Origin of the sequence: Allobosea sp. Root483D1, from assembly GCF_001429505.1 — a bacterium.
GTDB lineage: Bacteria > Pseudomonadota > Alphaproteobacteria > Rhizobiales > Beijerinckiaceae > Allobosea.
The window spans coordinates 996,581-1,022,802 of sequence record NZ_LMJW01000001.1 but is presented as its reverse complement, the minus strand read 5'-3'; the positions used below and the strand labels follow the sequence as shown (position 1 = coordinate 1,022,802).

The 26,222-nt window shown below is 67.1% G+C and carries 20 protein-coding genes; 10 read left to right on the top strand and 10 right to left on the bottom strand.

Annotated features, from left to right (window positions below; genetic code table 11):
* Positions 1–5: 5 nt before the first annotated feature.
* From ggt to ASE66_RS04715, 8 genes are all read right to left on the bottom strand, one after another.
* Positions 6–1,601, bottom strand: coding sequence for a gamma-glutamyltransferase (gene ggt, locus ASE66_RS04750; RefSeq protein ID WP_057188376.1), 1,596 nt, complete (start codon positions 1,599–1,601; stop codon positions 6–8).
* A 68-nt stretch (positions 1,602–1,669) separates the two neighbouring features.
* The gene (locus tag ASE66_RS04745; protein WP_057188375.1) at positions 1,670–3,253 is read right to left on the bottom strand and encodes an ABC transporter substrate-binding protein; all 1,584 of its coding nucleotides are present in this window, start codon (positions 3,251–3,253) and stop codon (positions 1,670–1,672) included.
* Between the two features lie 80 nt (positions 3,254–3,333).
* Positions 3,334–4,041 (bottom strand): GntR family transcriptional regulator, encoded by a 708-nt coding sequence (locus ASE66_RS04740; protein ID WP_057188374.1) that lies wholly within the window; start codon positions 4,039–4,041, stop codon positions 3,334–3,336.
* Between the two features lie 126 nt (positions 4,042–4,167).
* The gene (locus ASE66_RS04735) at positions 4,168–5,319 is read right to left on the bottom strand and encodes a glycosyltransferase family 4 protein (protein WP_057188373.1); all 1,152 of its coding nucleotides are present in this window, start codon (positions 5,317–5,319) and stop codon (positions 4,168–4,170) included.
* Positions 5,316–6,344, bottom strand: a complete 1,029-nt coding sequence (locus tag ASE66_RS33100; protein WP_057188372.1) for a glycoside hydrolase family 5 protein — start codon at positions 6,342–6,344, stop codon at positions 5,316–5,318. Before ASE66_RS33100 ends, ASE66_RS04735 begins: the two co-directional genes overlap by 4 nt.
* Entirely contained in the window at positions 6,341–8,128 is a 1,788-nt protein-coding gene (locus ASE66_RS04725) for an alpha/beta fold hydrolase (protein ID WP_162262443.1), read from the bottom strand. The genes ASE66_RS33100 and ASE66_RS04725 overlap by 4 nt, the downstream gene beginning before the upstream one ends.
* 41 nt (positions 8,129–8,169) lie before the next feature.
* Complete coding sequence (locus tag ASE66_RS04720; RefSeq protein ID WP_057188370.1) at positions 8,170–9,699, bottom strand: lipopolysaccharide biosynthesis protein; 1,530 nt, start codon at positions 9,697–9,699, stop codon at positions 8,170–8,172.
* A gap of 79 nt (positions 9,700–9,778) precedes the next feature.
* Positions 9,779–10,666 (bottom strand): glycosyltransferase family 2 protein, encoded by an 888-nt coding sequence (locus ASE66_RS04715; RefSeq protein ID WP_082613198.1) that lies wholly within the window; start codon positions 10,664–10,666, stop codon positions 9,779–9,781.
* 707 nt (positions 10,667–11,373) lie between these two features.
* Between ASE66_RS04715 and ASE66_RS04710 the strand changes: the two genes are divergently transcribed.
* A complete protein-coding gene (locus ASE66_RS04710; protein ID WP_057188368.1) occupies positions 11,374–13,356 on the top strand; it encodes a GumC family protein in 1,983 nt (660 codons plus the stop codon).
* Positions 13,353–14,609, top strand: a complete 1,257-nt coding sequence (locus tag ASE66_RS04705) for a UDP-phosphate alpha N-acetylglucosaminyltransferase (protein ID WP_156412004.1) — start codon at positions 13,353–13,355, stop codon at positions 14,607–14,609. Before ASE66_RS04710 ends, ASE66_RS04705 begins: the two co-directional genes overlap by 4 nt.
* Here ASE66_RS04705 and ASE66_RS04700 read toward each other — a convergent pair.
* The gene (locus ASE66_RS04700; RefSeq protein ID WP_057188366.1) at positions 14,585–15,778 is read right to left on the bottom strand and encodes an acyltransferase family protein; all 1,194 of its coding nucleotides are present in this window, start codon (positions 15,776–15,778) and stop codon (positions 14,585–14,587) included. The genes ASE66_RS04705 and ASE66_RS04700 overlap by 25 nt on opposite strands.
* 357 nt (positions 15,779–16,135) lie before the next feature.
* Here ASE66_RS04700 and ASE66_RS04695 point away from each other — a divergent pair, with 357 nt between their 5' ends.
* From ASE66_RS04695 to ASE66_RS04675, 5 genes are read left to right on the top strand one after another with little or no spacing between them, the layout of a single operon-like run.
* Positions 16,136–16,381: an acyl carrier protein gene (locus ASE66_RS04695; protein ID WP_057188365.1), complete on the top strand. Its 246-nt coding sequence runs from the start codon at positions 16,136–16,138 to the stop codon at positions 16,379–16,381.
* Between the two features lie 50 nt (positions 16,382–16,431).
* Entirely contained in the window at positions 16,432–17,616 is a 1,185-nt protein-coding gene (locus tag ASE66_RS04690) for an acyl-CoA dehydrogenase family protein (protein WP_057188699.1), read from the top strand.
* Between the two features lie 4 nt (positions 17,617–17,620).
* Positions 17,621–18,541, top strand: coding sequence for an amino acid--[acyl-carrier-protein] ligase (locus tag ASE66_RS04685; RefSeq protein ID WP_057188364.1), 921 nt, complete (start codon positions 17,621–17,623; stop codon positions 18,539–18,541).
* Positions 18,542–18,546: 5 nt separating this feature from the next.
* Entirely contained in the window at positions 18,547–19,560 is a 1,014-nt protein-coding gene (locus ASE66_RS04680; protein ID WP_244494811.1) for a DUF1839 family protein, read from the top strand.
* Positions 19,561–19,563: 3 nt separating this feature from the next.
* A complete protein-coding gene (locus ASE66_RS04675) occupies positions 19,564–22,047 on the top strand; it encodes a glycosyl hydrolase 2 galactose-binding domain-containing protein (protein WP_057188363.1) in 2,484 nt (827 codons plus the stop codon).
* Between the two features lie 4 nt (positions 22,048–22,051).
* Here the strand turns inward: ASE66_RS04675 and ASE66_RS04670 are convergent, their stop codons facing one another.
* On the bottom strand, positions 22,052–23,506 hold the full coding sequence (locus ASE66_RS04670) for an aromatic amino acid ammonia-lyase (protein ID WP_057188362.1): 1,455 nt from the start codon (positions 23,504–23,506) through the stop codon (positions 22,052–22,054).
* 164 nt (positions 23,507–23,670) lie between these two features.
* Between ASE66_RS04670 and ASE66_RS04665 the strand changes: the two genes are divergently transcribed.
* Genes ASE66_RS04665 through ASE66_RS04655 form a run of 3 tightly spaced genes read left to right on the top strand, consistent with a single transcriptional unit; the run spans position 23,671 to position 26,155 of the window.
* On the top strand, positions 23,671–24,540 hold the full coding sequence (locus ASE66_RS04665) for a fumarate hydratase (protein WP_057188361.1): 870 nt from the start codon (positions 23,671–23,673) through the stop codon (positions 24,538–24,540).
* Positions 24,537–25,172: a fumarate hydratase C-terminal domain-containing protein gene (locus ASE66_RS04660; protein ID WP_057188360.1), complete on the top strand. Its 636-nt coding sequence runs from the start codon at positions 24,537–24,539 to the stop codon at positions 25,170–25,172. Before ASE66_RS04665 ends, ASE66_RS04660 begins: the two co-directional genes overlap by 4 nt.
* Positions 25,172–26,155 (top strand): NAD(P)H-quinone oxidoreductase, encoded by a 984-nt coding sequence (locus ASE66_RS04655; RefSeq protein WP_057188359.1) that lies wholly within the window; start codon positions 25,172–25,174, stop codon positions 26,153–26,155. The genes ASE66_RS04660 and ASE66_RS04655 overlap by 1 nt, the downstream gene beginning before the upstream one ends.
* The last annotated feature ends 67 nt before the right edge of the window (positions 26,156–26,222 follow it).

Below are 26,222 nucleotides of genomic sequence, written 5' to 3'. Positions count from 1 at the left end.
GCTGCTCAATAGCCGAGGGCGCAGCCATCCTTGCGCGGGTCGGAGCCGCCGGTCAGCGTGCCCTTCTCCCAGTCGATCCAGATCGCCTGGGCGCCGCCCATCGGCGATTTCGGCGGCTGCACGTCGAAGCCACGCGCCGTGAGTGCCGCGCCGACGCTCTCGCGCAGGCGCTTTTCCGTCTCGACCGTGTTCGTGCCCGGCAGCGGGAAGAGGCGGGGCAGGTCGATCGCCTCCTGCAGATCGAGGCCGTGGTCGAACAGCTTGGCCAGGAAATGGGCGTGGCCCATCGCCTGGTAGTGGCCGCCCATCACGCCGAAAGGCATGACGACGCGGCCGTTCTCGGCGAGCATGCCGGGGATGATCGTATGCATCGGCCGTTTGCGTGGCGCGATCGCGTTCGGGTGGCCCTGCTGCAGCACGAAGCTCTGGCCGCGATTGTGGAAGAGCACGCCGGCCTTCTTGGTCATCAGCCCGCTGCCATAGGGCGAGAAGATCGAGTTGATGAAGGAGACGGCGTTGCGGTCTTTGTCGACGACGCTGATGTAGACCGTGTCCTTGTGTTCGGCGCCGCCAGGGATGACCGGCAGCGGGTCGAGCGCACGCTGCGGATCGATCATCCCGGCGAGTTCGTCGGCGAGCTTGTCGGAGAACAGATGCTCCACTGGAACATCGGCCGTGGCGGGGTCGCCGAGGAAGCGGTCGCGCGCGGCATAGGCGAGTCGGGTTGCCTCCAGCTCGATGTGGAGGTTCTCGACGGCAAGCGGGCCGCCCTTGGGCTGGAAGCGCTCGAGGATCTTCATGATCAGCAGCGCGATGACGCCCTGGCCGTTCGGCGGGCACTCATAGACGGTGCGGCCACGGAAGGTGGCGCTGACCGGCGTGACGTATTCGCCTTCGGCCGCGGCGAAATCGTCAGCTGTGTGCAGGCCGCCGGCGGCCTTGAGATAGTCGACCATCTCTCGGGCGATCTCGCCGCGATAGAAGGCGTCGCGGCCTTCGCGGCCGATTGCTTCGAGCGTCTCGGCCAAAGCCGGCTGACGCTGGACGATACCGGCCGGCGGGGCCTTGCCGTCGACCAGGAAGGTCGTGGTGGCGTTGGCATCCTTGATCAGGGTTTCGTGCTGGGCGGCGAGATCGTAGGCCACGCGCGGCGTCAGGGCATAGCCGTCGCGGGCATAGGCGATCGCGGGCGCGAGCACTTCCGCGAGCGGCAGGCGGCCGTGGTCCTTGTTGAGCCGTGTCCAGGCGTCGATCGCGCCGGGCACGGTGACGACATGCGGCGAATGCCGTTCCAGCGTGGCGATGCCGGCCTTCGCGTACCAATCCAGCGTCGCGGCGGCGGGCGTACGGCCGGAGCCGTTATAGGCGACGACATCGGTCGAGCCGCCCGGCGAATAGAGCACGAAGCAGTCGCCGCCGACCCCGGTCGAGCCGGCCTCGACGACGCATTGTACGGCGCAGGCGGCGATGGCGGCGTCGATCGCAGTGCCGCCGGCCTTCATGATCTCGAGCGCGGCCAGCGTCGAGGCGGGATGCGAGGTCGCCGCCATCGCATTGCGGCTGATGGCGAGGGAGCGGCCGGGAAGCTCTAGATCACGCATGGAAGAGGCTTTCGTGGAAACCTGGCCGGCGCTCGTCGCCGGCCATCGGGGAAGGAGGCGAAGAGCGTTCAGCCCTTGCGCAGATTGGTGAAGACCGGGACGCCGTTCAGCATGCCCGTCAGGTTCTTGCGGTACGCGACCGGCTGTAAATACTGGCCGGCCGGAACATAGGGCACGTCCTGCATCGCCTGCTGCTCGATCTCGCGGGCGATCGCCTTCTGCGCGGCGGGATCGGCGGCGGCGAGGAAGCGGGCGCGCAGCGCCTCGATCTGCGGGCTGTCGGGCCAGCCCGGGCTGCCCTTGGCGCCATTGCCGCGCAAAGGCGAGTTGGTCGCCGGCGAACCGAGATCGATGCCGGACCAGTAGCTGACATAGCAGCTCCAGCCGCCTTGCTCGACCGGCTGGCGGCTGCTGATACGTTGCAGCACCGTGCCCCAGTCGGCAGCGACGAAATCGACATTGCAGCTAATCTTGCGCAGCGCGTCTGCCGCGACCTCGCAGACCAGCGCGATGCGCGGCACGTCCTGGCCGGAGAGGAAGACGATGCGCTCGCCCTTGTAGCCGGCGGCTTCGAGCTCCTGCTTCAGCCTGGCGATGTCCTTGGGCGATTTGCGCAGTTCGGCCGAGGCGTCCGAGGCCAGGGGAGAATTGCCGAAAAAGCCCATGCTGCCGCGCTCGACCTGCGGATCGCCGCCGCAGACCGCGTTCATGCAATCCTCCTGGTCGATCGCCTTGAGGATGACGCGGCGGATCGCCGGGTTGTTGAAGGGCGGCTGCAGATGGTTGAGGCGGAGCTGCCCGGCCATGCCGCTGCGATCCTTGACCTCGACGACGATGTTCGAGTCCTTCCGCAGCAGCGGCAGCAAATCGATGATCGGCTGCTCGACCCAGTCGACCGCGCCGGTCTGCAGCGCCGAGACCGCGGTCGCGGCATCCGGCATCACGGTGAACTCGATGTGGTCGAGATAGGGCGTCCGCGGCCCGGCGGTGAAGCTCGGCGTGCCGCCCGGACGCGGGACGTAAGCCTCGTGCCTTGCATAGACATGGCGGGCGCCGGCAATGCGGTCGGCGGTGACATAGCGATACGGACCGCTGCCGATCGCCTCGGGGATCTGCTTGAACGGATCGGTCTGGGCGAGGCGCTCCGGCATGATCGCGGCGACGAGCGCGCTTGGGCGGGCAAGCGCTGCCGGCAGATGCGGGAAGGGTGTCTTCAATCGAAAGATGATTGTGCGGTCGTCGGGCGCCGAAAGCTCGTCGGTCGCGGCCATCAGGGCTTGGCCGAAGGTGTCGCGAACGCCCCAGCGCCGGATCGAGGCGACGGCGTCGCGGGCCAGCACCTTGCTGCCGTCATGGAAGACGAGGCCGGGCCGCAGCGTCAACGTCCAGCGCTTGCCGTCATCCTCGACGACATGGCCCTCTACCATTTGCGGCTGCGGCTGAAACTGGTCGTCGAGCCCATAGAGCGTGTCCCAGACGAGCAGCGCATGGGTGCGGGTCGAATAGCCGTTGGTCCAGATCGGATCGATGATCGCGACGTCCGAATAGGGCACGAAGCGCAGGGTCTTGGCATCCTGCGCCGTAGCGATATGCGGCGCAGCCGGCAGGAAGGCAGCTGCCGCCGAAGCTTTCAGGAACTGGCGTCGATCCATCGTTGATCCCCTCGTTGTTTTGGCTGACCCTCGGGCGTCCTCGGGAGTGCGGCTTCTAGCGAGCCGCTCAATCGTTCGGCTCAGATCTGGGCGCTGGCCGGCAGGGTCGATAGAGCGCCGGCTGCCTGGCCGCGGCTGCGCAGGAACTCGGCGAGGCGCGGTGCGGTGCGCAGGACATGGTCGCGCATCACCGCCTCGGCGTGCTCGGCATCGCCGGTCCGGATCGCCTCGACGACCTCGTCCTGGCGCTCGGTCGCATGGGCAGGCTGGGCGACATGATGGAGCCAGACGCGCATATAGGGCTCGACCGCGATGTGCAGCGCGGCGATCCGGGCGATCAGCTTGGGTCGCCCGCTCAGCCCACAGATATAGGCGTGGAATTCCTGGTGCTTGCCGAGCCAGTCGGCGCCGCCGGCCGCGCCGGCGCGGTGCATGCGGACGAGATGGTCGTCGAGCTCGGCCAGCGCCGCGGCATCGAAACGCGGCATGGCGAGACGCACGGCGAGCCCTTCGAGCACGGAGCGGATCTCGAACAGCTCATAGATCTCCTCGATGGTCAGGCCCGAGACGACGCAGCCGCGATTGGGGCGAATGAGGACGAGCCCTTCATTGGCGAGGCGCTGGAAAGCCTCGCGCACCGGCATGCGGCTCATGGCGAGCTCGCGCGCGATCGTCTCCGGGATCAAGCGCTCGCCGGGTTGATAACGCCCGCTGCGGATGTCCTGCAGGATGGCGCGATAGGCCTCGTCCTGCGCCGTCGCGGCCATGCCCTTGGAGGCGAAGCTCATCCCGTTCCCTCGCAAGCCGTCTGCACTCGGTCAGCTATTCTGTATGAGTGTATCCACTATTACAAAGGCAGAAGCCGCCGGCACGCAAGGGATTCCTTGCGCCGGCGGAGGGCGATTGTGGTGGGGTCAGAGCGCCGCGGCGTAGAATTCGAGATAGCGGCGGGTGACCTCGTTCCAGGAATAGGATGCGAGATCCGAAAGGCGCGGGCGCGTGTTGCCGGGGAAATGGACGAGGTCGGCATGAGCCTGCTCGACGGCCGAAGCGGCTTCTTCCTGATCGGCGAAGTCGACCGTGCGGATGACCGGGAACTTGCCGGCCAGGCTCGCGAAGGCGGCATTGGGCTGGACGATCGGCACGAGGCCGGCGCTCATCGCCTCGACCAATGCGAGCCCGAAGCCCTCGAATTCGGAGGCCGAGACGAAGAGCGAGGCACGGCTCATCACCTGCCTCGCCGCGGCATCGCCCAGGCCGAGATGCAGCGTCACATTCCGCTCCATGCCGGCGCTGGCGATCGCATTCCGCAGGGCCTCTTCTGTCCAGTCGGAGGCGACGCCGAGCATGTCGAGATGCCAGCTGGGTTCACGCTGCGCCAGCACCGCCATCATCGCGATCAGCCGATCCGGGCGCTTGTTCTTGGAGAAGCGGCCGATGCTGACCAGGCGGCGCTGCGGCTCGAGGCTGGAGGCGCCAGCGAATTTGTCGAGGTCGACGCCGTTTTCGATCACCCGGACCTTGCCGGGCGCGAGCCGCTCGAACATGCGGGCATCGTTCGTGCTGCAGCCGGCGATGCCGCGATAGACCTGTGCCGATAGCCGGGTCGGGCCGTTGAACCAGAGCTTCTTCAGGCCGGCGAAATCAGCGGTGTGGAAGAAGCCGCCATGGGTGGTGGCGACGAGCGGCTTGCGATGCAGCAGCCAGCCGAGCGCGAGCGCATCGAAGAAAAAGTCGATCGCATGGACATGGACGAGATCGGCGCCGCGCAGATGGGCGAAGACCTCGGGCGCGAGCGGATAGCGCGTCGAGCCACGGAACGGGATGCGGGTAACCGGAATGCCGTCGATCACCTCGCTTGCCGGCAGGACGAGCGCTGGCCGCGAGAACAGGCGATCGAGCGTCACCACGGAGGGCTTGAGGCCGAGCGCCAGCTGCGCGCGGCAGAGATTGGCGACGACGTCTTCCAGCCCGCCGCGATTGGGCAGGAACTGGCGCACGACATGGACGATGCGCGTGCCGGCCGGCAGAGCGGGCGCGGCGCGATGGGAGAACGGGGCGGTCACGGTTTGGCCTCCAGGCCGCAGATGGCGGTCGGCCGCTTCGTCTTCAAGCGCTCGAGCAGCACCTTCATCTGTGGGCGCTCGCCGGCCTTGGTCGGCTCGAGGTTGAAGACATAGTCCGCCGGCCACCAGGGACCGGCACCCCAGGCGGCCCAGCCGAGCCATTGCTGTGGGTGGGCATCGACCTTTGCCGCCATCTGCCTGAGGGCGGTCAGGCATTCCGGCTTGTTCGAGGCGGCGAACTCGCCGAGGAAGCCGCGGCGGCCATTGGCCTTGAGCCAGGCGGTGACGTCGTCGATCGCCTTGAGCGCGCCGGGGGCGGCCGAGCATTCCGGGGCCCGGCCGGAATAGTCGGCGTCGAGATACTGATGGAAGTCGTAGGCGTAGCGATCGAGCGGGTCGACGACGCCGATAAGGTCGCGGCCGTTGTTGCCGACCGGCAGATCGGCGGTCCAGCTATGGGCGCCGCCGTAGGCCGTGCCGGTGACGAGCAGGAGCTGCTTCGCGCCCGTCTTGCGGATCGCGGCGATGGCGACGTTCTGGATCTTGGCCCAGTTCGCGCTGTGGATGTCGTGGGGCTCGTTCATCAGCGAGAAGACGAGCTTGGGGCGATCGCGGTAGTGCGTGGCGAGGCGGCTCCAGACATCGGCGAGCGCTTCGGCCGGAAGCTCGGCCGAACCGAGCTGCTTCTTGGCATAGTAGCCGTAATTGTGCAGATCGATGATGGCGATAAGCCCTGCCTCGTTGATCCGCCGGACTGTCTGATCGAGATAGGCCAGCTCCATGATGTCGAGCGAGCCTTTGAGATCAGGCTGGATGCGCTCCCAGCGGAAGGGCAGGCGGATGGCGCTGGCGCCCAGCTTGCCGAGCCGTTGGATCGCCGCCTCGCCCGGATAGGTGTAGTCGGTGTCGACCTTGCCGGGCGCATCGCCGAACTCGGCGCCCGAGAGGTTGACGCCGCGCAGGCAGGTCTCCGCCCGAGCCGGCAAGGCGGCGACCAGCGCCAAAGCGAGCACGGCCGCCCTCATGGCGCGACGATCCGGATAAGCGCGTCGAGCAGCCGACGTCCCGCAGCGAGATGCGTGAAGTTGTGGTCCGCGTCGGCGAGCATGGTCAGCGAGGCGTTCGGGTACGCGGCGAGGCCCTTGCCGGCCTCGCCGAAATAGGTCTGGAACTCCGCTATGCCGACATCGCCGTCGGCATAGAGCAACGACAACTCGACCTTGCGTGCGGCGAGCGTGGCGAAATGGTGGTGGCACTGGTGATGGAGCCGACCATGCTTGGTCAATCGCCCGAGCATTGGGGAGAGCTTGACTGAGAGCCGCTTGCGGTAGCGGTAGATCAGATAGCGCCCCGCCGGTCCGACGCGCAGCTTGCCGGTGAGCAGGCGGCCCAAGCCGTCCTTGCGGGCCAGCGTCGCGCCGAGATCGCCGGTGCTACGATGGGCATAGCGGATCGCATCCTCGACGCTCTCGTCCGGATCCCAGACGAAGCGCTCATTGTTGACGATGACGAGGCGGCGGATGCGCTCGTCGACCACGGCGGCATGGAAGGCGGCATAGGCGCCGCTGCAGCGCCCGATCAGGACCGGCGCGTCGAAGCCATGCGCCTGCATGGCGTCGATGGCGAGGCGGACATCGTCGATCTGGGCCTGCGAGTAGAGGATTTCCTCCGGGCCGTCGGCAGCGACCCCGCTGTCGCCGACGCTGCTGGCGTCGAAGCGCAGCGAGGCGATGCCGCGCGCGGCGAAGGCGCGCGCCTGGTTCACGCTGACCCGCGCCCAGCCGATATGGTAGTCGCGGCCAGCATTGACGAAGATGATCGGCTCGCGCGCGGCCGGCCCGAGCGGCTCGCAGAGCACGCCGAAGAGGCGCCCCTCCGGGCCGAAGCGGATCGGCCGCTCGACGAAGCCGTCGCCGAGCAGGCCTTCCGCCGGGGCGAGCGGCTGCGGTGTCCTGACGTTGTCCGGTGCGGAGCCCGCCGCCTGGGCTCGCTTGGCGATCCAGTCGACGATACCGGCGATCGTCGCCTTTGGCGGGCGGGCCGTGGTCGAATCGGTGGTCAGCGTCTCGTAGCCCTCATAGTCGCGCTGCGTCACGGCAGCGCCGAGACCGGTGAGCGTCTCGGCCAGGGCCGCGTCGCCGCCATGGCCGGGGCGAGACAGCAGCAGGACTTGCCCGGACGGCGCCTTTTGGAGCGCCGTCGTTCCGAGCGCGGCGATCGCCGGCAGATAGCCAGGCGCGATGCGCAGGCCGGCCACGGCGCAGCGCGTATGGTCGTCGGGGTCGGTACCCATGCCGATCCGGTCCGAGACGATGCGCGCCCAGGCCGAGAGCTCACGCAGATAGCGCTTGCCGTTGCCGACCGGCGCCAGCAGCACGGTTGCCGTGACCGGAGCGAGTTCCTCGGCGAGCCTGAGCGCCAGTGCCCCGCCGAGCCCTTGGCCGAGCAGGACGAGGCGCTTGCAGCCGCTGGCGCGGCGCAGCAGGTCGGCGGCGGCGCGGACCGTCCCGAACCAGTCGTCCAGGCCCTGCGGGTCGGCGGCTTCATGGGCGTCGCCCTGGCCGGGATAGTCGAAGCGCAGGCAAGCGATGCCCTTGTCGGCCAGCGCCTGCGCCAGGCTGCGCCAGGTCGCGCGCAGGCAGAACTCCTCATAGCCGATGGCGCCGAGCATCAGCACCGCGACCGGGGCCCGGCCGGCATGGAAGACGCCCATGCTGCCGGCGAAAGTGACGGGCTCGCCGAAAGGCCAGGCCCTGGCAGCTTCGCCAGAAGCTGGATGCTGCGCACCCTGAGCCGACCTCTGTCTCAAGGGTGTGCTCCCTTCGGCGTATGTGAAGGCAGGTTGGGGCATCATTTTGCGGCTTCCGAAGCGGTGGCACCGGGCACGATCAGGCCCAGGAACAGTTTGGGCAGCCGTGCCCGTTCGGGCGGCAGGCGCTCCAGCAGATCGTCGAGCACCTCCGCATCTTGGCTCGGCACAGCTGCCAGCAGGCGCAGCATCACGCCGTAGACGACGGCGCCCGCAACGATGCCGGCGACCACGCCGCTCGCCCCTGACAGCATCTGCGTCATGGCCAGTGCGGCAAGCCCGCAGAGCGCGCCGGCCGCGGCGACTTTGACGATCACCACCGTCAGTGCGCGCGAATCGCTCTGCAGCCTGATGCTCCACAGCAGCGCCACGCTCATGGTCAGAAACACCAGATCCCGGACAACGGCCGCGCCAATGCCCCCCCATCGTGGGACGACAATGAAGCAGCCCGAGACCATCAGGATCGCCCCCAGGCCGCTGATGGCAAGGCGATACTTCATCCGGTCCATGGCGTAGAGATATTGCGTGACGAGTTGAATGAAGACGGCCGCGGGGGCGCCGACGGCCATGATCGCCACGATGAGGCCGGCGGGTTCGAAGGCGGGGCCGTAGACAGACAGGACGAGCGGCGTGGAGATAGCGGCAAGGCCAAAGCAGAGCGGAAACGTGATGTAGGAGAAATTCCGCATGACTGCGGCGAAGATCTCCGACGAAGCATCTTCCTCTCCGATGTGCTGCCTCTCGACATAGAAGGGTATGAGGCTGCCGGTCAGTTGCACCGGCAGCTGCAGCGCAAGGTTGGTTAGCGTCAACGCCACCGCATAGAAGCCGACTTGCTGTGCCCCTTGGAAATGCTGGAGGAAACCCAGTTCCGGCCGGGTCAGGAACACGGAGGTGAGCACGAACTCGAAGAACAGAACCATCGAGGTTCCCGCGAGGGTGCGTGCGGCGTAGCCAGCATTGTTCGGCGCGGTCAGCAGAATCCGGATCGAGTAGAGGAAGAAGACCGATTGCCCGGCAATATAGCCTATGAGCGCGCCCTCCACGCCGTAGAGGTAAGCCCCAGTGAATACGAGGCTGATCTGGAGCGCGGAGACGATGGTGGTGAAATGGAAAAATAGGCGCAGGCGCTGGTCACCAATGAGGTAATTCTTAGTGAAGGAGCCTATCGACTGGACGAACAGCAGCAGGCCCGTGAGCGTGACAGCCGCTTGCGTGGAACCGATCCAATCGGTGCCGCCGAACCAGCAGAACGCCCAGAAGAGCGCGACCAGAACGGTCGTGGCTACCGTGACCGGCAGGGCGAGATACGCGGCGAAGCCGCGCCGGCCCTCGTCATCCACGTCCCGGGCCTTGAGCTGCGGCAGCAGACGCAAGAGCAGGACGCCGGTGCCGAGCTCAGCGATCAGCGAGCCGGTTGTGGCGAGCCACAATGCGAAGGCGATTGTTCCGTTCGCCTCTGGTCCGAGCAGGCGCGCTACGATGACGGAAGAGCCGAATCCGCTCACCAGCAACAGCAAGCCGGCCGCTGCGTTGATGATCGAGTTCGACATGATGCTGCTGCGGGTCATTGAAGCACCGGCCTGCCTTGCATCCGGCCAATGGTGTCGCAAACGCGGCGCGGCGCGTCGATCGCCGACAAACCTGGCCTCATGTCCTGTTCGACTCCGGCGTCGGCGCGCCTCTCCAGCCGGACCAGCGGCCGGAGAATATCCCCCAGGAACGCCTCGCCATCTCCAGCCGGCCGCTCAACGTGTAGACGGCTACTCCGGCCAGCGGGCGCAACAGACGCGGCAGATAAACCAGAAAGCCGTAGCCATGCTTGCGCATCACATAGCCCATGCCGACGTTGTAGGTCCGGATCTTGGCAATGCCGGCCGCGGAGATGCGATCGCTGCGTTCGTCAGGATGATGCCCCGTGAGGTCGGGATCGTAATAGCCCACATATCCGGCCGTGAGCAGTCCGAGAGCCAGATCCTGAGCCTCGTAGGCGCCCCAGGGCGTGCCCGCGCCGGGGCCGAGTGCCTCGTCGAAGCCGCTGGCCGCCTCGAAAGCGTCCCTGCGGACGACCATCATCCATTCGATCAGCGTCGTCCAGACGCTGTCCCGACCGATGGGTCCCGGCTTGCTCTCGAAAGCGCCCATGATCGTACGACCCTGAGCGTCGACAGCGCGGCCGCTGTAGAAGGCTACGGGATGCTCCGACCTCAGCTTGTCAAGGCGGCACAGGAAGTCGTGCGGATACCAGCAATCATCGTCCGGAAAGAGAAGCCATTGTCCGCGCGCGTGAGCGGCGCCGATGTTGCGGGCGCGGCATACACCGCGGCTTTCCGCGCGCACCCTCTTGATCCGCAGGCGATCGGCCCAGCCGTCGAGGATCGGCGCGAGGCGATCGTCGATGTTCTGGTCCACGACGATAATCTCGAAATCGCCCCGTTTCTGCGCTGCGAGCGAACGAAGCAAGCCTTCCAGCTCGCGTGATCGACCAAGCGTGGCGACGATCAGGGACGTCAGAAGTTCTGAAGACTGCGGAACCATTCCAGCTATGCCGCCGAAACTGTGCAGGTGCTGACGGCTGACACCGCAAGGCTCGTCCGTTTGCCGGACGTGAGCTTTAGGTTTCCATGAGCCGGGTTCGCATGGCCGTCCGCAGTCCGCAACCGGCGGTCTGGCGGTTTCCTTCCCTGTCTCGGAGCTACTGAACGGTACATCGCTGGAAGATCCCACATCAGGACCGATGAAGTCGCATTGCCTCGGAAAATCGACCCGCCGCCATCGATGAAGGGCGGGAACGCTACACAGGCCATCAGGGTACGCATGCTGTCTGGACCTGTCCTCGTCACGGCGTGGTTGCTGAGCCGGCCTGTCCCAAGGGCAGGAATACCCGGTGCGAGCTAAGCAAAGGTTGGCGTGACCGAGGGATTTCTTCCTGTTGTAAACGAGGCATGAACGAGACCGCCTGGATGGCGGGTGCGCCGACGGAAAACGGTTCCGATCACGCCAATTGTCGTAAATATTGAACTATCACCGGCTGCCCTGAAGCGGAATGTTGTTTCGCGGTGCTTTGGCTATTTAGTTAATTTTCGGAAAGGCTGATTATTGAATACTTGAAACAAATCGTAATTATTCCGTTACCGAAATGTTAACTACGCATCGACAGGATGCGCAGTGGAATTCCAGCCGAGCCCGCCGACGCATCCGGACGCGGATGTGCGCGGTATCGGGACGGGTCGAGGAGATTTGCGGTGCCGGCTGCGCTTGAGGCAGGTGGAAGAGACGACGCGTCGGCGCCGGGCCGGCTCTCTGCTGCCTTCAGCCTGCCCGAACTGCTCCAGCTGCTGCGCCGCCGCCGCTGGCTGGTGATCGCGAGCGCAGCCCTCTGCCTGCTGCTGGCACTCGCCTATCTTTCGGTCCAGACCGCGATCTACCGGGCCACGGCGGAGCTCCTCGTCGATCCGCAGGCGCTGCAGGTCGTCGGCAAGGACATCGTCCGTACCGATACCTCGGCCTCGATCGACTTCGCCAATGTCGACAGCCAGGCACTGGTGATGACCTCGACCGGCGTGCTGCGTCAGGTCATCGATGAGCTCGGCCTCGAGAAAGATTCCGCCTTCGTCCGCCCTCCCGGGCTGGTCTCGCGTCTGCTCGGCCGGCTGGTGCAACCGACCGCGGATCAGCGGCTGGCGCAGGCGGTCGACGCTCTGAAGAAGGCGATCGTGATCCAGCGCGTCGACAACTCGCTGGTCTTCCGCATCACCGTCTCGCATCCGGACGCGCAAAAGGCTGCCGACATCGCCAATGCGCTCGCCCAGGTCTATTTCCGCCAGGGCAATGACGGACGCCGCTCCGTGGTCGAGCGCGCCAACGTGACGCTGATCGACCAGATCTCCGGCCTGCGCACGCAGCTCGATACGGCGGAGCGCGCCGTCCAGGGCTTCCGCAGCCAGCACGGCCTCGTCAGCACCGGCGAGGGCGGCCTCATCATCTCGCAGCAATTGCGCGACCTCTACGGCCAGATCAGCCTGGCAGAAGCGGAGTCCGCCCGCCAGCAGGCGCGGCGCGACCAGCTCAGCCGCTATCAAAATCGGGATCCGCTTGCCGACACGCTGCCGGAGGCGCTCACCTCCTCGGTCGTGACCTCGCTCAGGGCACAATATGCCCAGAGCGCGCGCGAGGCGGCGAGCCTTGCCCAGACGCTCGCGCCGCAGCACCCGCGCCTGATCGAGATCCGGGCCGAGCTCGCCGAGACGCGCCGGCTTCTCGCCGGTGAACTGGTCCGCCTGCGTGCCACGGTGCAGGAAGGCTATCGCCAGGCCGAGGCCAATCTCGCCAATCTCAGGAAGCGGGCGACTGAGCTGACCAAGTCGCAAGAGGTCAGCGGCGGCGCCCAGATCAAGCTGCGCCAGCTCGAAAGCGAGGCCGAAGCGGTCCGCGTCGTCTACAGCGCCTCGTTGCAACGCGCCAAGGAACTCGAGCAGCAGAAGCGGATCGAGACCAATAATTCGCGCATGCTCTCCGAGGCGGTGGCACCGGCCACGCCGACCAAGCCGCCGGCTCTGCTGGTGCTGGCCGCGGCCCTGATGTTCGGCGCCTGCGCCGGGCTGGGCATCGCCTATCTGCTGGAATGGCTGCCCACGTCCCCGATCATGCCCGAAAGGCTGAAGCCGCTGACGCCCGAGGCCGCCGGCCAGGCGATCGGCGTCGGCACCGTGGTGTCGCTGCCCGCCGCCGCCGGCCGCCGTGAGGACGCGCTCATGCCGGTGACGCGCATGTTGCAGAAGACGCTCGGCCAGCATCTGCCGGCTTCGGTGATGATCGCCGGCTCGGTCGACGACGCCACGCAGAAGGCGCTCGCCGAGCATCTCGCCAACAGCCTGGCGGCGCATGGCGAGAGCGTGCTGCTCTGCCAGGACGGCTCCGGCCGCGACATGAACATCCGCCGCATCGAGCCGCCGGCGTCGGCCACGGCCCGGCCCGGCCGGCGGCGCAACTTCATCATCATGCGGCGCACCTCTCCTTCCGACGGCAAGGCGGGTGCGCGTCCGGACGCGATCGTGCTCGCTTCCTCTCTCACCGGCGAAACCCCGCGCAGCCTCGCCGACCAGGCGGCGGCGATCGATCCGGTCGGCGAGCACATCGTCGCCCTGGTCGTTCCCGAGGATGCGGGAGCCGGTCCGCGCAGCCTGGCGTCGCGCTGGCTGCGCCGCCCGGCGCAGGCCGCCGCGTGAGCGGGCAGGCGGCGATGGCCGGTGGCATCGACCCGCCCAGCCCGATGCCGACCCTGCCGATCGCGCTGCTGATCGGCGCGCTCACCTTCAACATGGCGCTGTGCTTCATCAACACCAACGTGATGGGCATCAACGACACCATGGTGATGGGCTGCGAGGTGGTGCTGGTCGCGACCGCGCTCTATCTCGGCCTCGGCCGCAACGTCGCGCCCTATCTGCTGCTGGCGATCTTCCTCTCCTACGCCGCCATGCTGATGGCGATGCGTCCGCTGATCGACCCCAAGGCGGTACGCGACTTCCTGATCCCGGTCGCCTTCTATCTGCTCGGCAAGAGCTGCAACGACCCGCGCGTGGCCGATCGCGCCGCCCTGCTCTGCGGGATTATCGTCGTCGTCGTCGGCGTGTTCGAGTTCGTCGCCCTCGACGTCTATGTGACCTATTTCAACGTCATCAAATATTATGTCGCGCGCGGCTCGGTGGCGCCGAGCGACATCAGCAGCCAGACCGGTACGCTCTTCACCAGCGGCCTGCGTCCGGATGCGCGCACCCTGCTGCCCTTCCTCGGACCGCACCGTGCCTCCTCGGTCTTTCTCGAGCCAGTCTCGACCGGCAATTTCGGCGCGATCCTCTATATCTGGGCGCTCAACCGCCCGGCGATGGCGAAACGCTGGCTGACCATGGCGGCGGGCTTGGCGGCGATCGTGCTCAGCGACTCCCGTTTCGGCGCCAATGTCTGCATCGTCGCGACGGTCGCTTACTTCGCGGCGCCGATCACGCCGCGCTTCGTCTGGCTGGTCGCGCCCTTCACCCTGCTGATCGGGTTCGCCGTCTACGGCTTCGTCAGCGCCGAGGTGAAATGGGAGAACAATTTCGGCGGCCGCATGCTCTGGACGGCGCGGCTGATCACCTCGCTCTCGCCCGCCGCGGTCTTCGGCCTGTCGCCGGACAAGCCCTTCCTGTCGGATTCCGGCTATGCGTATTCGCTGAACCAGATCGGGCTGGTCGGCGTCATCGGCTTCTGGAGCCTGTTCATCTTCGCGCCGGAGCGCTCGCCCCGGGCCTGGCGCTTCAAGGTCTGCGTCGCGACCTATATCTGCCTGCTGATGATCGTCAGCGACTCCGTCTATTCGATCAAGACGGCCGCCTTGCTCTGGTTCATGACCGGAACGAGCGATGGTGCCGCGAGCGTTGAGCCCACGGGCGCTGCGCGGGAGGTCGCAGCGCCGGCCTATTCCGCCGCTGCGACCGGCTGATCCGGCTGGGGCACGGGTTTGGCCGTTGCGGGCGCCGGTCCGGCATGGATGCGGGCCGTGAGGGAGAAGTTGCGGCGCAGGCGCAGCACGGGCTTTTCGATCACGTGCCAGGAGAAGACCGCCATGGTGCCGGCAGCCGCCACCGAAAGGGCGAAGAAAATGGCGCGGTTGTCGATCCAGGGCATGGTCTGGATCATCGCCTGCTGCAGCGGGTAGCCGTAGAGGTAGAGCCCGTAGGAATAGTCGCCGCGCGAAGGCAGCGGGAAGACGAGCTTCGGCGACAGTCCGGCATAGGTGACGACATAGGCGAAGATCGGCGCCGTCACGCAGGAGATGATCGGGTTCGCTATCCAGTCGGGCGAGCCGAAGGCGGCGAGCGCGATATAGGCCAGGACGCAGGCCACGGCGTAGTCGAAGCGATAGGGAATGCGGTCGCGGTACTGGTAGAACACGATCCCGGCCAGGAAGAGCGGGACGAGCCGGGCCGCGCCGCGTGTGACGAAGAGATAGGTCAGTGTGTCATGATAGGGCAGCCTCAGGCCCAAATTGGCACAGACGAAGACCGCGATCGACACGCCGAAGAAGGCGAGCGTGAGCGCCAGCATCAGCCTGCGACGTCGATACAGGCCCGTCGTGATGCAGAGCACCAGCAGAGCATAGCAGGCGATCTCGTGAGGCACCGTCCAGAGCGAGCCGTTGACGATGCGCGGCTGCGGATTGTCGAGGAACAGCCCCGGCAGTTCGTAATGGATGTTGCCGAGGATGTTGAGGAAGTAGCTGGCGAAGAGCGGGTCGGACAGGTATTGCCGCAGGCCGTAGGCAGTCAGCAGCGGCCCGAGGATCAGCGCAGACAGCGTGATTTCGACCGCGAGCGCCGGCAGGATGCGCAGGCCGCGGTTGACGACGAACTGACCCACGGAGAGCCTGTCGGCGCTGCCGGCGACGAGGAAGCCGCTGAGCGCGAAGAACATCGGCAGGATGGCGAGATCGAAGGCCCATTGCTGCAGCGGCGCGAACGGAACGACCGGCGCGAGCAGCGCTTCCGGCGTCGCCGGGCGCAGCAATCCGGCATGGATGAACAGGACCGAAAGCGCGAGCGTGATGCGGACTGCGTCAAAGCCCGGACCCACGCCCTTGTGCTCGGCGAGCCGTGATCCGAAAGTCGCCATTATCTGTCTCCGACGCGGCTACTGTTTTCCGCGCATCCTCGTCGGATAAAGCAAGGCAGCGGCCAAGTCGGGCGACCGGCAGGCGACGGCTGGCGAAATCCCGGATCATCGTAAACGTGATCCGGCCCATGTGATCCTCATCCCCGCAAGGCGCCGTTTACCACAGGTTGCAATGGCAGCCGCAACGGCGATTGCGGCTGGTTTTCGACAGCGAAAGCAAGGCAGCCTTAAATCTTAGAGACTAGGCTCTCGGAAGAAAAAGAAATGTCTGGCTGGCCGACAAAAGGCTTTCCGGCAGTGACGGTACGGCTGTTGCGAAGCGCCGCACCAGTGATCCGATACAGGGCAGGACGAGAGATGAAGACCAGGATCCGCGAAATCCTCAAGACCACCGGCAAGCTGCCGGTCGATGTCGCCGCCCTCGCCGACGAGGCCGATCTCTACAATGCCGGCCTGACCTCCTTCGGCACGGTCGAGCTGATGATGGCGCTCGAGGAGGCTTTCGAGGTCGAATTCCCCGACAACATGATGAACCGGCGCAACTTCGCCTCGATCGCCGCGATCGAGAGCGCGATCCGCACCATTCAGAGCGAGCACGTCTGATGACGACGCTCGCCCGCCTCGCCGAAGCCGGCTACCAGCTCACCTCCGAGATGCTCGGCGCCAGCGCCGAGGCGCAGAAGGCGATGGTCGCCGCGGCGCGCAAGATCGCCAAGATCGCGGCCGAGCACGCAGCGGATGTCGACGCGAAGTCGCGTTTCCCGCACGAGGTTTTCGAGGCGCTGAAGCAGGAGCGCCTGCTCGGCATCATGATCCCGGCGGCGCATGGCGGCGAGCAGGCGAGTCTCTCGACGATCTCCGAGATTTGCGCCGTGTTGGCCCAGGCCTGCGGCTCGACCGGCATGATCTACGCGATGCACCAGATCAAGGTGTCGAGCTTGGTGGTGCATTGCGGTGATGATCCCTGGCACGGCTCCTTCATGGCCCGCATCGCCCGCGAGCAGCTCCTGCTCGCCTCGGCCACGACCGAGGGTGGCGGCGTCGGCGGTGACCTGCGCTCTTCGATCTGCGGCGTGGTGCGCGAGGGCGACGACTTCACGCTCGACAAGGAAGGCTGCCTGATCTCCTACGGTGCGCAGGCCGACGCTATCCTGATCACCTCGCGGCGCACCCCCGAGGCGCCGCCTTCCGACCAGGTGATGTCGGTCCTGACCAAGGATCAGTACCGACTGGAGCGCAGCGCGGCCTGGGACACCATGGGCATGCGCGGCACCTGCTCCGACAATTTCACCTTCGCCGGCCGCGCCCCGGCCGAGCAGGTCATCCCGACATCCTTCGCCGAGATCGCGGCGCAGTCGATGCTCCCCAACGCGCATCTGCTCTGGGCTTCGGTCTGGTACGGCATCGCGGCCGAGGCCGTCGCCCGCGCCGAGGGCTTCGTGCGCAGCGAGGCGCGCAAGCGCCCGGGCTCGACCCCGCCGAGCGCGCTGCGCCTCGCCGAGCTGCTTGCCCGCCTGCAGCAGTTCAAGGCGCTGGTCGTCGCCGGGCTCGATCGTTATGAGCGCGCCCGCGGCGATGCCGATGAGCTCTCCTCGATGGGCTTCGTCGTGGCGATGAACAGCATCAAGGTCGTGGCCTCGCAGAGCGTCGGCGAGATCGTGATGCAGGCCTTCCTGATCTGCGGCATCCAGGGCTATCGCAACGACAGCCCGGCGAGCCTGGCGCGCCTGATGCGCGATGCGCTCTCGGCGCCGATCATGATCAACAACGACCGTATCCTCGGCAACACCTCCAACCTGCTGGCCGTGTACAAGCACGACCCCAGCCTTTCCCGGTGATCGCATGTGCCAGAACTGCCCCCAGCCGCAGGGCTTCCTTGCGGAGCTGATCGATAACGGCCTGCTGATCGACACCGGCGTCGACGGGCTCTATGGCCGCAGCGGCCTGTTCGAGGAGGTCGTCGCCCAGTTCGACCTGCTGATCACCCGCCATGGCGGAAAGGACGGCGCCGAGATCGTACGCTTTCCGCCGGCAATGAGCCGCAAGCATTTCGAGAAAAGCGGCTATCTCAAGAGCTTCCCGCAACTTGCCGGCACCGTGCATTCCTTTGCGGGCGACGAGCGTGCCCATGCCGAATTGCTGCACAAGGTTGCTGATGGGGTCGACTGGACCGACGGACAGGTTTCGACTGAGGTCGTGCTGACCCCGGCCGCCTGCTACCCGCTCTACCCGGTCGTCGCCAAGCGCGGCCCGCTCGAGCCGGACGGCGCACTGTTCGACCTGCAATCCTACTGCTTCCGGCACGAGCCCTCGAAGGACCCGGCTCGGATGCAGCTCTTCCGGATGCGCGAATATGTCCGCTTCGGCACGCCCGAGCAGGTCACGGAGTTCCGTGCACTCTGGCTCGAGCGCGGCCAGGAGATGATGGCCTCGCTCGGCGTGCCCCTGAATCTCGATGTCGCCAATGACCCGTTCTTCGGCCGCGCCGGGCGCATGCTCGCCAACAATCAGCGCGACCAGCGCCTGAAGTTCGAGCTGCTTATCCCGATCGAGAGCGAGGAGAAGCCGACCGCCTGCCTCTCCTTCAACTACCATCAGGACCATTTCGGCACGACCTGGGGCATCGAGACCTCGGCCGGCGAGACCGCCCACACGGCCTGTGTCGGCTTCGGCATGGAGCGGGTCGCGCTCGCTCTGTTCAAGCACCATGGCTACGACGTCGCGCGCTGGCCGGCTGCGGTCCGCAACGTGCTCTGGCCGTGAGCGCCATGACGGCCCAGCGCAAGATCGCCGCGCGCGCCGTCATGGCGGGCCGGCTGCTGCCGGTCGATCCGCTCGCCTATGACAGGCATGCCATGCATGCCGGCGAGCGGCATTGGCCGCAGACCAATTGCTATGCCGATCTCTGGATCGAGATCCTGCATGCGCTTAGGCTGGAGCCGGCGGCGGCATTCGGCTTCACCATCACGCAGGATTTCGAGGGCGACCAGTTCACCTTCTTCAAGCCGCCGCTCGATGATCTCGAAGCGCTCTACGGCCTCAAGGTGACGGAGCTGGCGCTCTATGACGATCTGATCGGCCATATCGAGCAGCAGATCGGGCTCGGCCGCCTCGTCCTGCTCGAGCTCGATTCCTTCTACATGCCCGACACCCGCGGCGTCTCCTATCGCGACAGCCACGGCAAGACGACGATCGCGGTGAACCGGCTCGACCGGGTCGCCCGCGAGCTCGACTATTTCCACAATGACGGGCTGCACCGCGCCGAAGGCGAGGATTTCGACGGGCTGTTCCGGCTTCTGCCGGGGCAGATGCGCGACGACACGCTCTTCCCTTATGCCGAGATGGTGCGTCTGCCGCAGCGCCGGCCGGACAAGGCTGCCTTGCGCGCCACCGCGCTGAAGCTGCTCGCCCGCCATGTGGCGCGCCGGCCGCAGGATAACCCGGTCGCTGCCTTCCGCATTGTCGCGACCGCGCAGGCCGAGGCGCTGGCCGAGCGGCCGGGGACGGCCTTCCATCACTACGCCTTCAACACGCTGCGTCAGCTCGGCGCCAATTTCGAACTGCTCGCCAGCCATCTGAGCTGGCTCGGCCAGACCGTCGAGGGGTTGGACTTGGCCCGCGACGGTGCGCTGCGCATCGCCGAGGGCGCCAAGGTGGCGCAGTTCCATCTCGCCAGGGCGATGAAGCAGAAGCGCTTCGAACGCCTCGATGCAACCCTCGCCGGCCTCGTCGGCGAATATGCCAAACTCAGCGAAGCGCTCGGGCAGCGCTTCCCCGGCTGAGCCATGGCTCGCATCGTCGCGCACACCGGTGAGCGGGTGGAGCCGCTCATGGGCTGGTCCTGGCTCGCGACGCCGGCCGACGCGGCGGCGACGCCGGCCGATCTCCCGGAGGCCGGCGACTGGCAGGAAGCCGCCGTGCCGGGCACGGTCGCCGGGACTCTGCGGTCCCTCGGGCGGCTCGACGATGCCAGCGCCAATGCGATCGGCCAGCAGGATCATTGGTATCGGGCGAGGCTGGCAGAGCCGTTGAACGGTCGCCTGCGTTTCGAAGGGCTGGCGACCGTCACGGAAATCTGGATCGGCGGCACCAAGCGGGCCGACAGCGCCTCCATGTTCGCGGCCGTCGAGCTGACGGTCGGATGCCTGGCCGGGACCGAGATCGCCCTGTGCTTCCGCGCTCTGGCGCCGAAGCTCGCCGCCGCGCCGCGCCGGGCCCGCTGGCGACCGGCGATGATCCAGCCGAACGGCCTGCGCTGGTTCCGTACCAGCGCGCTAGGTTCGATGCCAGGCTGGTGCCCGCCCGGCCTGCCGACCGGACCGTATCGTGCGGTGCTGCGGATCGAGGGCGAGGCGGGGGCCGCGAGAATCGAAGCCGTTGACCTGCGCACGAGTTATGACGGGCAGGGCGGCACTGTTGCGCTCAGCCTGGCGCTTGCTGCGGATGCGCCGCTGCCTGGTAGCGCCATCATGTGCTGCGCTGATGGTGAAGTGGCTTTGCAGGTGAATGGCGAAGGGAAATTAGCCGGCACATTATCTCTGCCCGGTATCGTACCCTGGTTCCCCCATACCCATGGCGAGCCGGCCCTGCATGACCTGATACTCGAACTGGATGGTGAGACGATCGATCTCGGCCGCGTCGGCTTCCGCTCGCTCGAGGTCGACCGCGGCGAAGATGGCGAAGGCTTCGGCCTCGTCGTCAACGGCGTGCCGGTGTTCTGCCGCGGCGCCTGCTGGAGCAATGCCGACGTCGCGACACTGGCTGGCGGGCGGGCGACTTACGAGCCCTGGCTCAAGTTGGCGCGCGAGGCCGGCATGAACATGATCCGCCTGCCCGGCGTGATGAGCTATGAAGACGACGCCTTCTTCGCGCTCTGCGACGAGCTCGGCATCATGGTCTGGCAGGAGATGATGCTGGCCAATTTCGACTATCCGCAGGGCGATGCCGGCTTCCGAGCGGCGATCAAGACGGAGGCAGAGGCGCTGCTCGGCCGCACGCAGGGTTCGCCTTCTCTCGCCGTGCTCTGCGGCGGCAGCGAGGTCTTCCAGCAGTCGGCGATGCTGGGCGCGCCGCCCGAAGCCTGGTCCGGCCCGGTCTTCGACGAGATACTGCCGGAAGCGGTCGCTCGCCTTCGGCCCGACATCGCTTATGTCCCGAATTCGCCTTCGGGCGGGCCGCTGCCTTTCGTCGCCGACAAGGGCGTGACGCATTACTACGGCGTCGGCGCCTATATGCGCGGCCTCGACGATGCCCGCCGCGCCAATGTCCGCTTCGCCGCCGAGAGCCTCGCCTTCGCCAATGTGCCGGAGGAGGTCTCGCTGCGCTCAGGCAAGCCGCCGGCGATCACCCATCATCCCGACTGGAAGCGCGGCGTGCCGCGCGATGCCGGCGCATCCTGGGATTTCGAGGATGTGCGCGATCACTATCTCGAACGGCTCTATGGGCTCGAACCGGCGCGTTTGCGGCGCGAGGACCCCGAGCGCTATTTCGCGCTGTCGCGTGCAGTTGTCGCCGAGGTGATGGAAGAAACCTTCGCCGAATGGCGCCGGCCGGGTTCGCCGACATCAGGCGCGCTGGTCTGGCTGCTGCAGGACCTCCAGCCCGGTGCCGGCTGGGGCGTGATCGCCAGCGATGGCGAGCCGAAATCGGCCTGGCATGGCCTCTCCCGCGCCTTCCGGCCGGTCCAGCTCGCGCTTACCGACGAGGGCGTCAATGGGCTCGCCTTGCATGTCCTGAACGAGCGTCCGGAGCCGCTGGCCGCGACGGTGGAGCTGACCTGCTGGCGCGCCGGCGAGGTCGTCGTGGTGCAGGCGAAGCGCGAGCTTGCGCTCGAACCCCGCTCGGCGACGACGCTCTCGGCCTTCGATCTGATCGGCCGCTTCTTCGACATTGCCTATGCCTATCGCTTCGGCCCGCCCGGTCATGACGTGACCTCGGCCGTGCTGCGCGATGCCGCGAGCGGCGCGGTACTGGCCGAGGCCTTCCACTTCCCGCTCGGGCGCGGTCATGAGCGCCATCATTGCGAGCTGTCGGTGCAGTTGGAGCGCGAGGGCGACGATTGCTGGCTCGTGCTCTCGACCCAGCGCTTCGCGCAATCGGTCGAGATCGTCGATCCCGGCTGGCGGCCGGAACGGAACTGGTTCCATCTCGCGCCGGGCGAGTCGCGACGGGTCCGCCTGCACCGACGCCCGGGTACGAGCGACGACCCATCGGGCGAGGTCCGTGCGGTCAATGCGCTCGACCGTGCCGGCTACGCTGCGAAGGCGTGAAGGCTCAGCCGCCGGCGCCGATTAGGGCGTCGATCTCGCCACGCTTCACCTCGACATGCCGCAGCAGCGGATCGAGATGCGGCACCCGGTCACCGGCAGCGGCGAACGGAACCGCCTCGCGCACCAGGGCGAAGAGCTTGCCGGTCGTCGCGCCGAGCGGCGTCGCCTTGCGGCTTTCGACCGCCTGGGCCGCGACCATCAGCTCGACCCCGGCGATCGACTTGCACAGGATCGCCACTTCCATCGTCTTGCGGGCGGCGAAGGTCGCCATGCCGGCGCGGTCGAGATTGCCGTTGGAGTGGCTGGAGCTGGCGAGCTCCTGAACGACCGGAGCGGTGGCCAGCCGCGCCTCCGAGGTGATCGCCTTGTGAAATTGGGCGAGGCCATTGAAGCCGGGCAGGCCGACACCGTCCTCCTCGATCAGCCCGACAGTCAGCCCCGACCAGAAGGAATCGACCTGCTTGGCGACGCGCTCGGCTGAACCGGTGACGACCGGCGCGAAGGCGAGGCGGGCGATGTCGAGCGCCATCGACAGGCTGACCGTGTCGAAATTGGCGACCGAAACCAGCGAGCGCTCCTCCAGCGAGACGATCGGGTTGTTCTGGCTCGAGCGGAACTCGGTCTCCACCTGGCGCCAGGCGAAATCCAGGCTGTCCGCGGCCGTGCCGTGCAACAGGGGCAACGAGCGGAAGCTCAGCGGGTCCTGCAGGTGGCGCGGCCCGCCCTTGGCCAGGATATAGCTGCCGTCGAGATAGCGCCTGATCCGGCGACCATGCCGCTCCAGCCCGGCAAAGGGGCGCGAGCGCAAGGCGGCCTCGGAGACGATCGACGGGTTGGCGGCGAAGCCCTCCATGCTCAGCGCAGCGATCAGGCTCCAGAGGTCGAGGCTGCGCTGTAAATCGGCGATGGCGAGCGCCGCGATGCCGAGCGCAAGCGCGCTGGAGTTCAGCATCGCCAATGCCTCGCCGGCTTGCAGCTCGAGATCGCCATAGAGTGTGAGGGCGAGGTCGGTGATCGGGGCCATGTCGCTCTGGCCCATCGAGCCCCAGACATGCACGTCGATCTGCTGGTCACTGTTGAGGGCATCGGCCAGCCGCTCGGCCAGCAGCGGACGCACGCCGAGGCGGCCGCTCGCCATCGAGTTGAGCAGGACCACCATCATCGCCCTGACGGCCTCGGGCGAGGCAAGGGGGCCGTGCGCGACATTGTGTGTGAGCAGCAGGCGGCGGTTGAACTCGCCGATGCGCTCCGGAGCGAGCGGCACGCCGGTCTTGGCGCCGACGCTGGTGGTGACGCCGTAGACTTTCTCGCCGCGCGCCACGGCGTCGTCGACGATGGCGCGAGCCGACTTCATCCGGTCGACCGCCTCCGGCGTTACGGCGACTGGCGCCTTCTGCCTGGCGACGCGGGCGATCTCGGCGATCGTCAGATCGAAGCCGGAGATGTCGACATGGCTCATGATCGCTCGTCCTGTCCTCGGGCGCACTTCCTGACTCGCTCAATAAAGCGAAGCCGGGAGGCGAGGAGGGGCGCTGTCTCGATTTCACCTCGCGAAATGCAGCGTGGGCGCCCAGCCGGCTTCTGTCATTCGACTAGTTTCACGCCATCGAACGGACGGTGCGCATGGCAATCACCTATGATCTGGTCAAGGAGGTCACCGCCAATCTCTATGATTGGTCGCTGCGCCGTATCCCTGAATCCTCCAAGGCCGAGTTCCGCAAGGCACTGGCGAGCGAGACCGAGCCGCAGGCGCGCCAGACCCTCGCCTTCATGCTGGATAGCGCCGAGCGGGCCGAGACCACCGGCAAGTTCCTGTGCTCGGATGCCGGCGTGCCGAGCTACAGCATCAAGATCGGCTCCGGCGTGCGCATGGAAGGCGACATCCGCCAGGCGATCGTCGACGGCTTCGCCGAGCTCACCCGGACGATCCAGCCGCCGCTCCTGCGTTTCGTCACCAACCCGCTGACCAATGAGCGCAGCTTTCACGGCAAGGACATGCCGCTGGTCTCCTGGGACCTCGTCGGCGAGGGCGACTATCTCGACATCACCTGCGCCCCGAAGGCGCTCGGCGGCGGGCGCTGGGCGGCGGTCGAGATATTGGTCAGCCCGAGCCTCGACGAGATCGAGCGCTGCATCCTCGAACTCGTGCTGCGGGCCGGCGGCCAGCATTGCCCGCCCGTGGTGATCGGCGTCGGCATCGGCGGCACCTTCGACCATGCGGCCAAGCTCTCCAAGGACGCGACGCTGCGCCCGTTCGGCGAGCGCAATCCCGAGCCGATGGTCGCCGAGATGGAGGAGCGGCTGACCCGCGCGGTCAACCAGATGGGCTTTGGCCCGATGGGCGTCGGCGGCTCGACCACGACCTTCGGCGTCCATGTCGAATACGCCTCCGGCCATGGCTTCACCCCGGTCGCGGTCTCGTTCAATTGCTGGATCAACCGGCGGACGCGGGCCCGGATCTATAATTCCGGCGTGGTGGAGCGGATCGAATGACGAGCCCGTCCCCGATACGCCTGACCTTGCCGCTGACGCCGGCGGTGGCGCGCGCGCTCAAGGTCGGCGATGTCGTGCTGCTCGACGGCGACGCAGTCGCGACCGTCGGCATGCCCACCCAGAAGCGCATGGTTTCGGAGGTCGAGGCCGGCCGCGAGCTGCCCCTGTCCCTGCGCGACGGCGCCTTCTTCCATATGGGCGTGAGCTATGAGGACAGCGACGGTCGACCTGGCGCGGTCCATTACGTCAACCCGACGACCTCGAGCCGCTTCAACCATCTGATGCCGACGCTGATCCGGGGCCTGCGCCTGACCGCGACCGGCGGCAAGGGCGGGCTCTCGCAGGACAGCGTCGACGCGATGCGCGAGGTGGGCTGCGTCTATTTCTCCTTCGTCGGCGGCGCCTCTGCCCTGTTGAGCGAGGGCGTCGAGGCGGTGACCGATTGCGCCTGGCGCGACCTGATCATGCAGTTCCGCCTGAACCGGCTCCAGCTCGGCGGTTTCGGGCCGGTGATCGTCGCGATCGATGCCCATGGCAACTCGATCTACGAGCGCCTGATGACTTCGGCCCGCGAGCGTATGCCGGAAATCATGCGCTCGCTCCGCCCCTCAGAGAACAACGAGACCGACTGATGCAAGCGATCGAGATCACCAAGCCGGGCGGCCCCGAGGTCCTCGCCTTCTGCGACCGCCCGATGCCGACGCTCGGTGCCGGCGATGTGCTGATCCGCGTGCGGGCGGCGGGCGTGAACCGGCCCGACATCCAGCAGCGGCGCGGCCTCTATCCACCGCCGCCCGGCGCGACCGATCTGCCCGGCCTCGACGTCTCCGGCGTGGTCGAGGCTGTTGGCGCCGAGGTCGCCTGGCCGAAGGTCGGCGATGCGGTCTGCGCGCTCGCCAATGGCGGCGGCTATGCCGAATTCTGCGCCGTGCCGGCCCTGCAATGCATGCCCTTGCCGGAAGGCTTCTCCTTCGCTGAGGCGGCGGCGCTGCCGGAGGTGTTCTTCACCGCCTGGAACAATGTCGTCTGGCTCGGCCGGCTGGCTGACGGCGAGACCTTGCTCGTCCAGGGCGGAACCAGCGGTGTCGGCATGGCCGCGATCCAGATCGCCAAACATTTGCGCGGCGCCCGGGTGATCGCGACCGCCGGCACCGCCGAGAAGCGCGCGGTCTGCCTGGAGATCGGCGCCGATCTCGCCGTCGACTATCGCGCCGACTGGGTTGCGGAGATCGAGGCGGCGATCGGCAAGGAGAAGGTCGACGTCGTGCTTGATGCGCAGGCCGGTCCCTATACGGAAAAGCAGCTGCAACTGCTCGCCCCCGATGGCCGCGTCGTGCTGATCGCCAGCCATCTCGGCCAGACCGCCGAGGTCAATGTCCGCAACATCGTCCGCCGCCGGCTCACCCTGACCGGCTCGACGCTCCGTCCGCGCGATGCTGCCTATAAGGGCCGGATCGCCGCCAAGCTGGTGGCGCAGATCTGGCCGCTCCTGGCGAGCGGGGCGATCCGCAGCCATGTCTGTGCGAGCTTCGACTGGCGCGACGTCCGGGATGCACACGCCCTGATGGATGCCGGCGACCAGGTCGGCAAGGTCGTCCTCACCGTGCCCGAATAAGGCTCGCGGAGGGCGGGCGCGAATAAAGCATCCTGCTCGGCAGATTCCGGTCTAGAAAGGCGGTTCG

What these genes read in the sequence shown, in the direction of transcription:
- ggt (WP_057188376.1), bottom strand. Translation starts at nt 1,601, where the DNA reads ATGCGTGATCTAGAGCTTCCCGGCCGCTCCCTCGCCATCAGCCGCAAT.
- ASE66_RS04745 (WP_057188375.1), bottom strand. Translation starts at nt 3,253, where the DNA reads ATGGATCGACGCCAGTTCCTGAAAGCTTCGGCGGCAGCTGCCTTCCTG.
- ASE66_RS04740 (WP_057188374.1), bottom strand. Translation starts at nt 4,041, where the DNA reads ATGAGCTTCGCCTCCAAGGGCATGGCCGCGACGGCGCAGGACGAGGCC.
- ASE66_RS33100 (WP_057188372.1), bottom strand. Translation starts at nt 6,344, where the DNA reads ATGAGGGCGGCCGTGCTCGCTTTGGCGCTGGTCGCCGCCTTGCCGGCT.
- ASE66_RS04720 (WP_057188370.1), bottom strand. Translation starts at nt 9,699, where the DNA reads ATGACCCGCAGCAGCATCATGTCGAACTCGATCATCAACGCAGCGGCC.
- ASE66_RS04715 (WP_082613198.1), bottom strand. Translation starts at nt 10,666, where the DNA reads ATGGTTCCGCAGTCTTCAGAACTTCTGACGTCCCTGATCGTCGCCACG.
- ASE66_RS04700 (WP_057188366.1), bottom strand. Translation starts at nt 15,778, where the DNA reads ATGGCGACTTTCGGATCACGGCTCGCCGAGCACAAGGGCGTGGGTCCG.
- ASE66_RS04695 (WP_057188365.1), top strand. Translation starts at nt 16,136, where the DNA reads ATGAAGACCAGGATCCGCGAAATCCTCAAGACCACCGGCAAGCTGCCG.
- ASE66_RS04690 (WP_057188699.1), top strand. Translation starts at nt 16,432, where the DNA reads ATGCTCGGCGCCAGCGCCGAGGCGCAGAAGGCGATGGTCGCCGCGGCG.
- ASE66_RS04685 (WP_057188364.1), top strand. Translation starts at nt 17,621, where the DNA reads ATGTGCCAGAACTGCCCCCAGCCGCAGGGCTTCCTTGCGGAGCTGATC.
- ASE66_RS04680 (WP_244494811.1), top strand. Translation starts at nt 18,547, where the DNA reads ATGACGGCCCAGCGCAAGATCGCCGCGCGCGCCGTCATGGCGGGCCGG.
- ASE66_RS04675 (WP_057188363.1), top strand. Translation starts at nt 19,564, where the DNA reads ATGGCTCGCATCGTCGCGCACACCGGTGAGCGGGTGGAGCCGCTCATG.
- ASE66_RS04670 (WP_057188362.1), bottom strand. Translation starts at nt 23,506, where the DNA reads ATGAGCCATGTCGACATCTCCGGCTTCGATCTGACGATCGCCGAGATC.
- ASE66_RS04665 (WP_057188361.1), top strand. Translation starts at nt 23,671, where the DNA reads ATGGCAATCACCTATGATCTGGTCAAGGAGGTCACCGCCAATCTCTAT.
- ASE66_RS04660 (WP_057188360.1), top strand. Translation starts at nt 24,537, where the DNA reads ATGACGAGCCCGTCCCCGATACGCCTGACCTTGCCGCTGACGCCGGCG.
- ASE66_RS04655 (WP_057188359.1), top strand. Translation starts at nt 25,172, where the DNA reads ATGCAAGCGATCGAGATCACCAAGCCGGGCGGCCCCGAGGTCCTCGCC.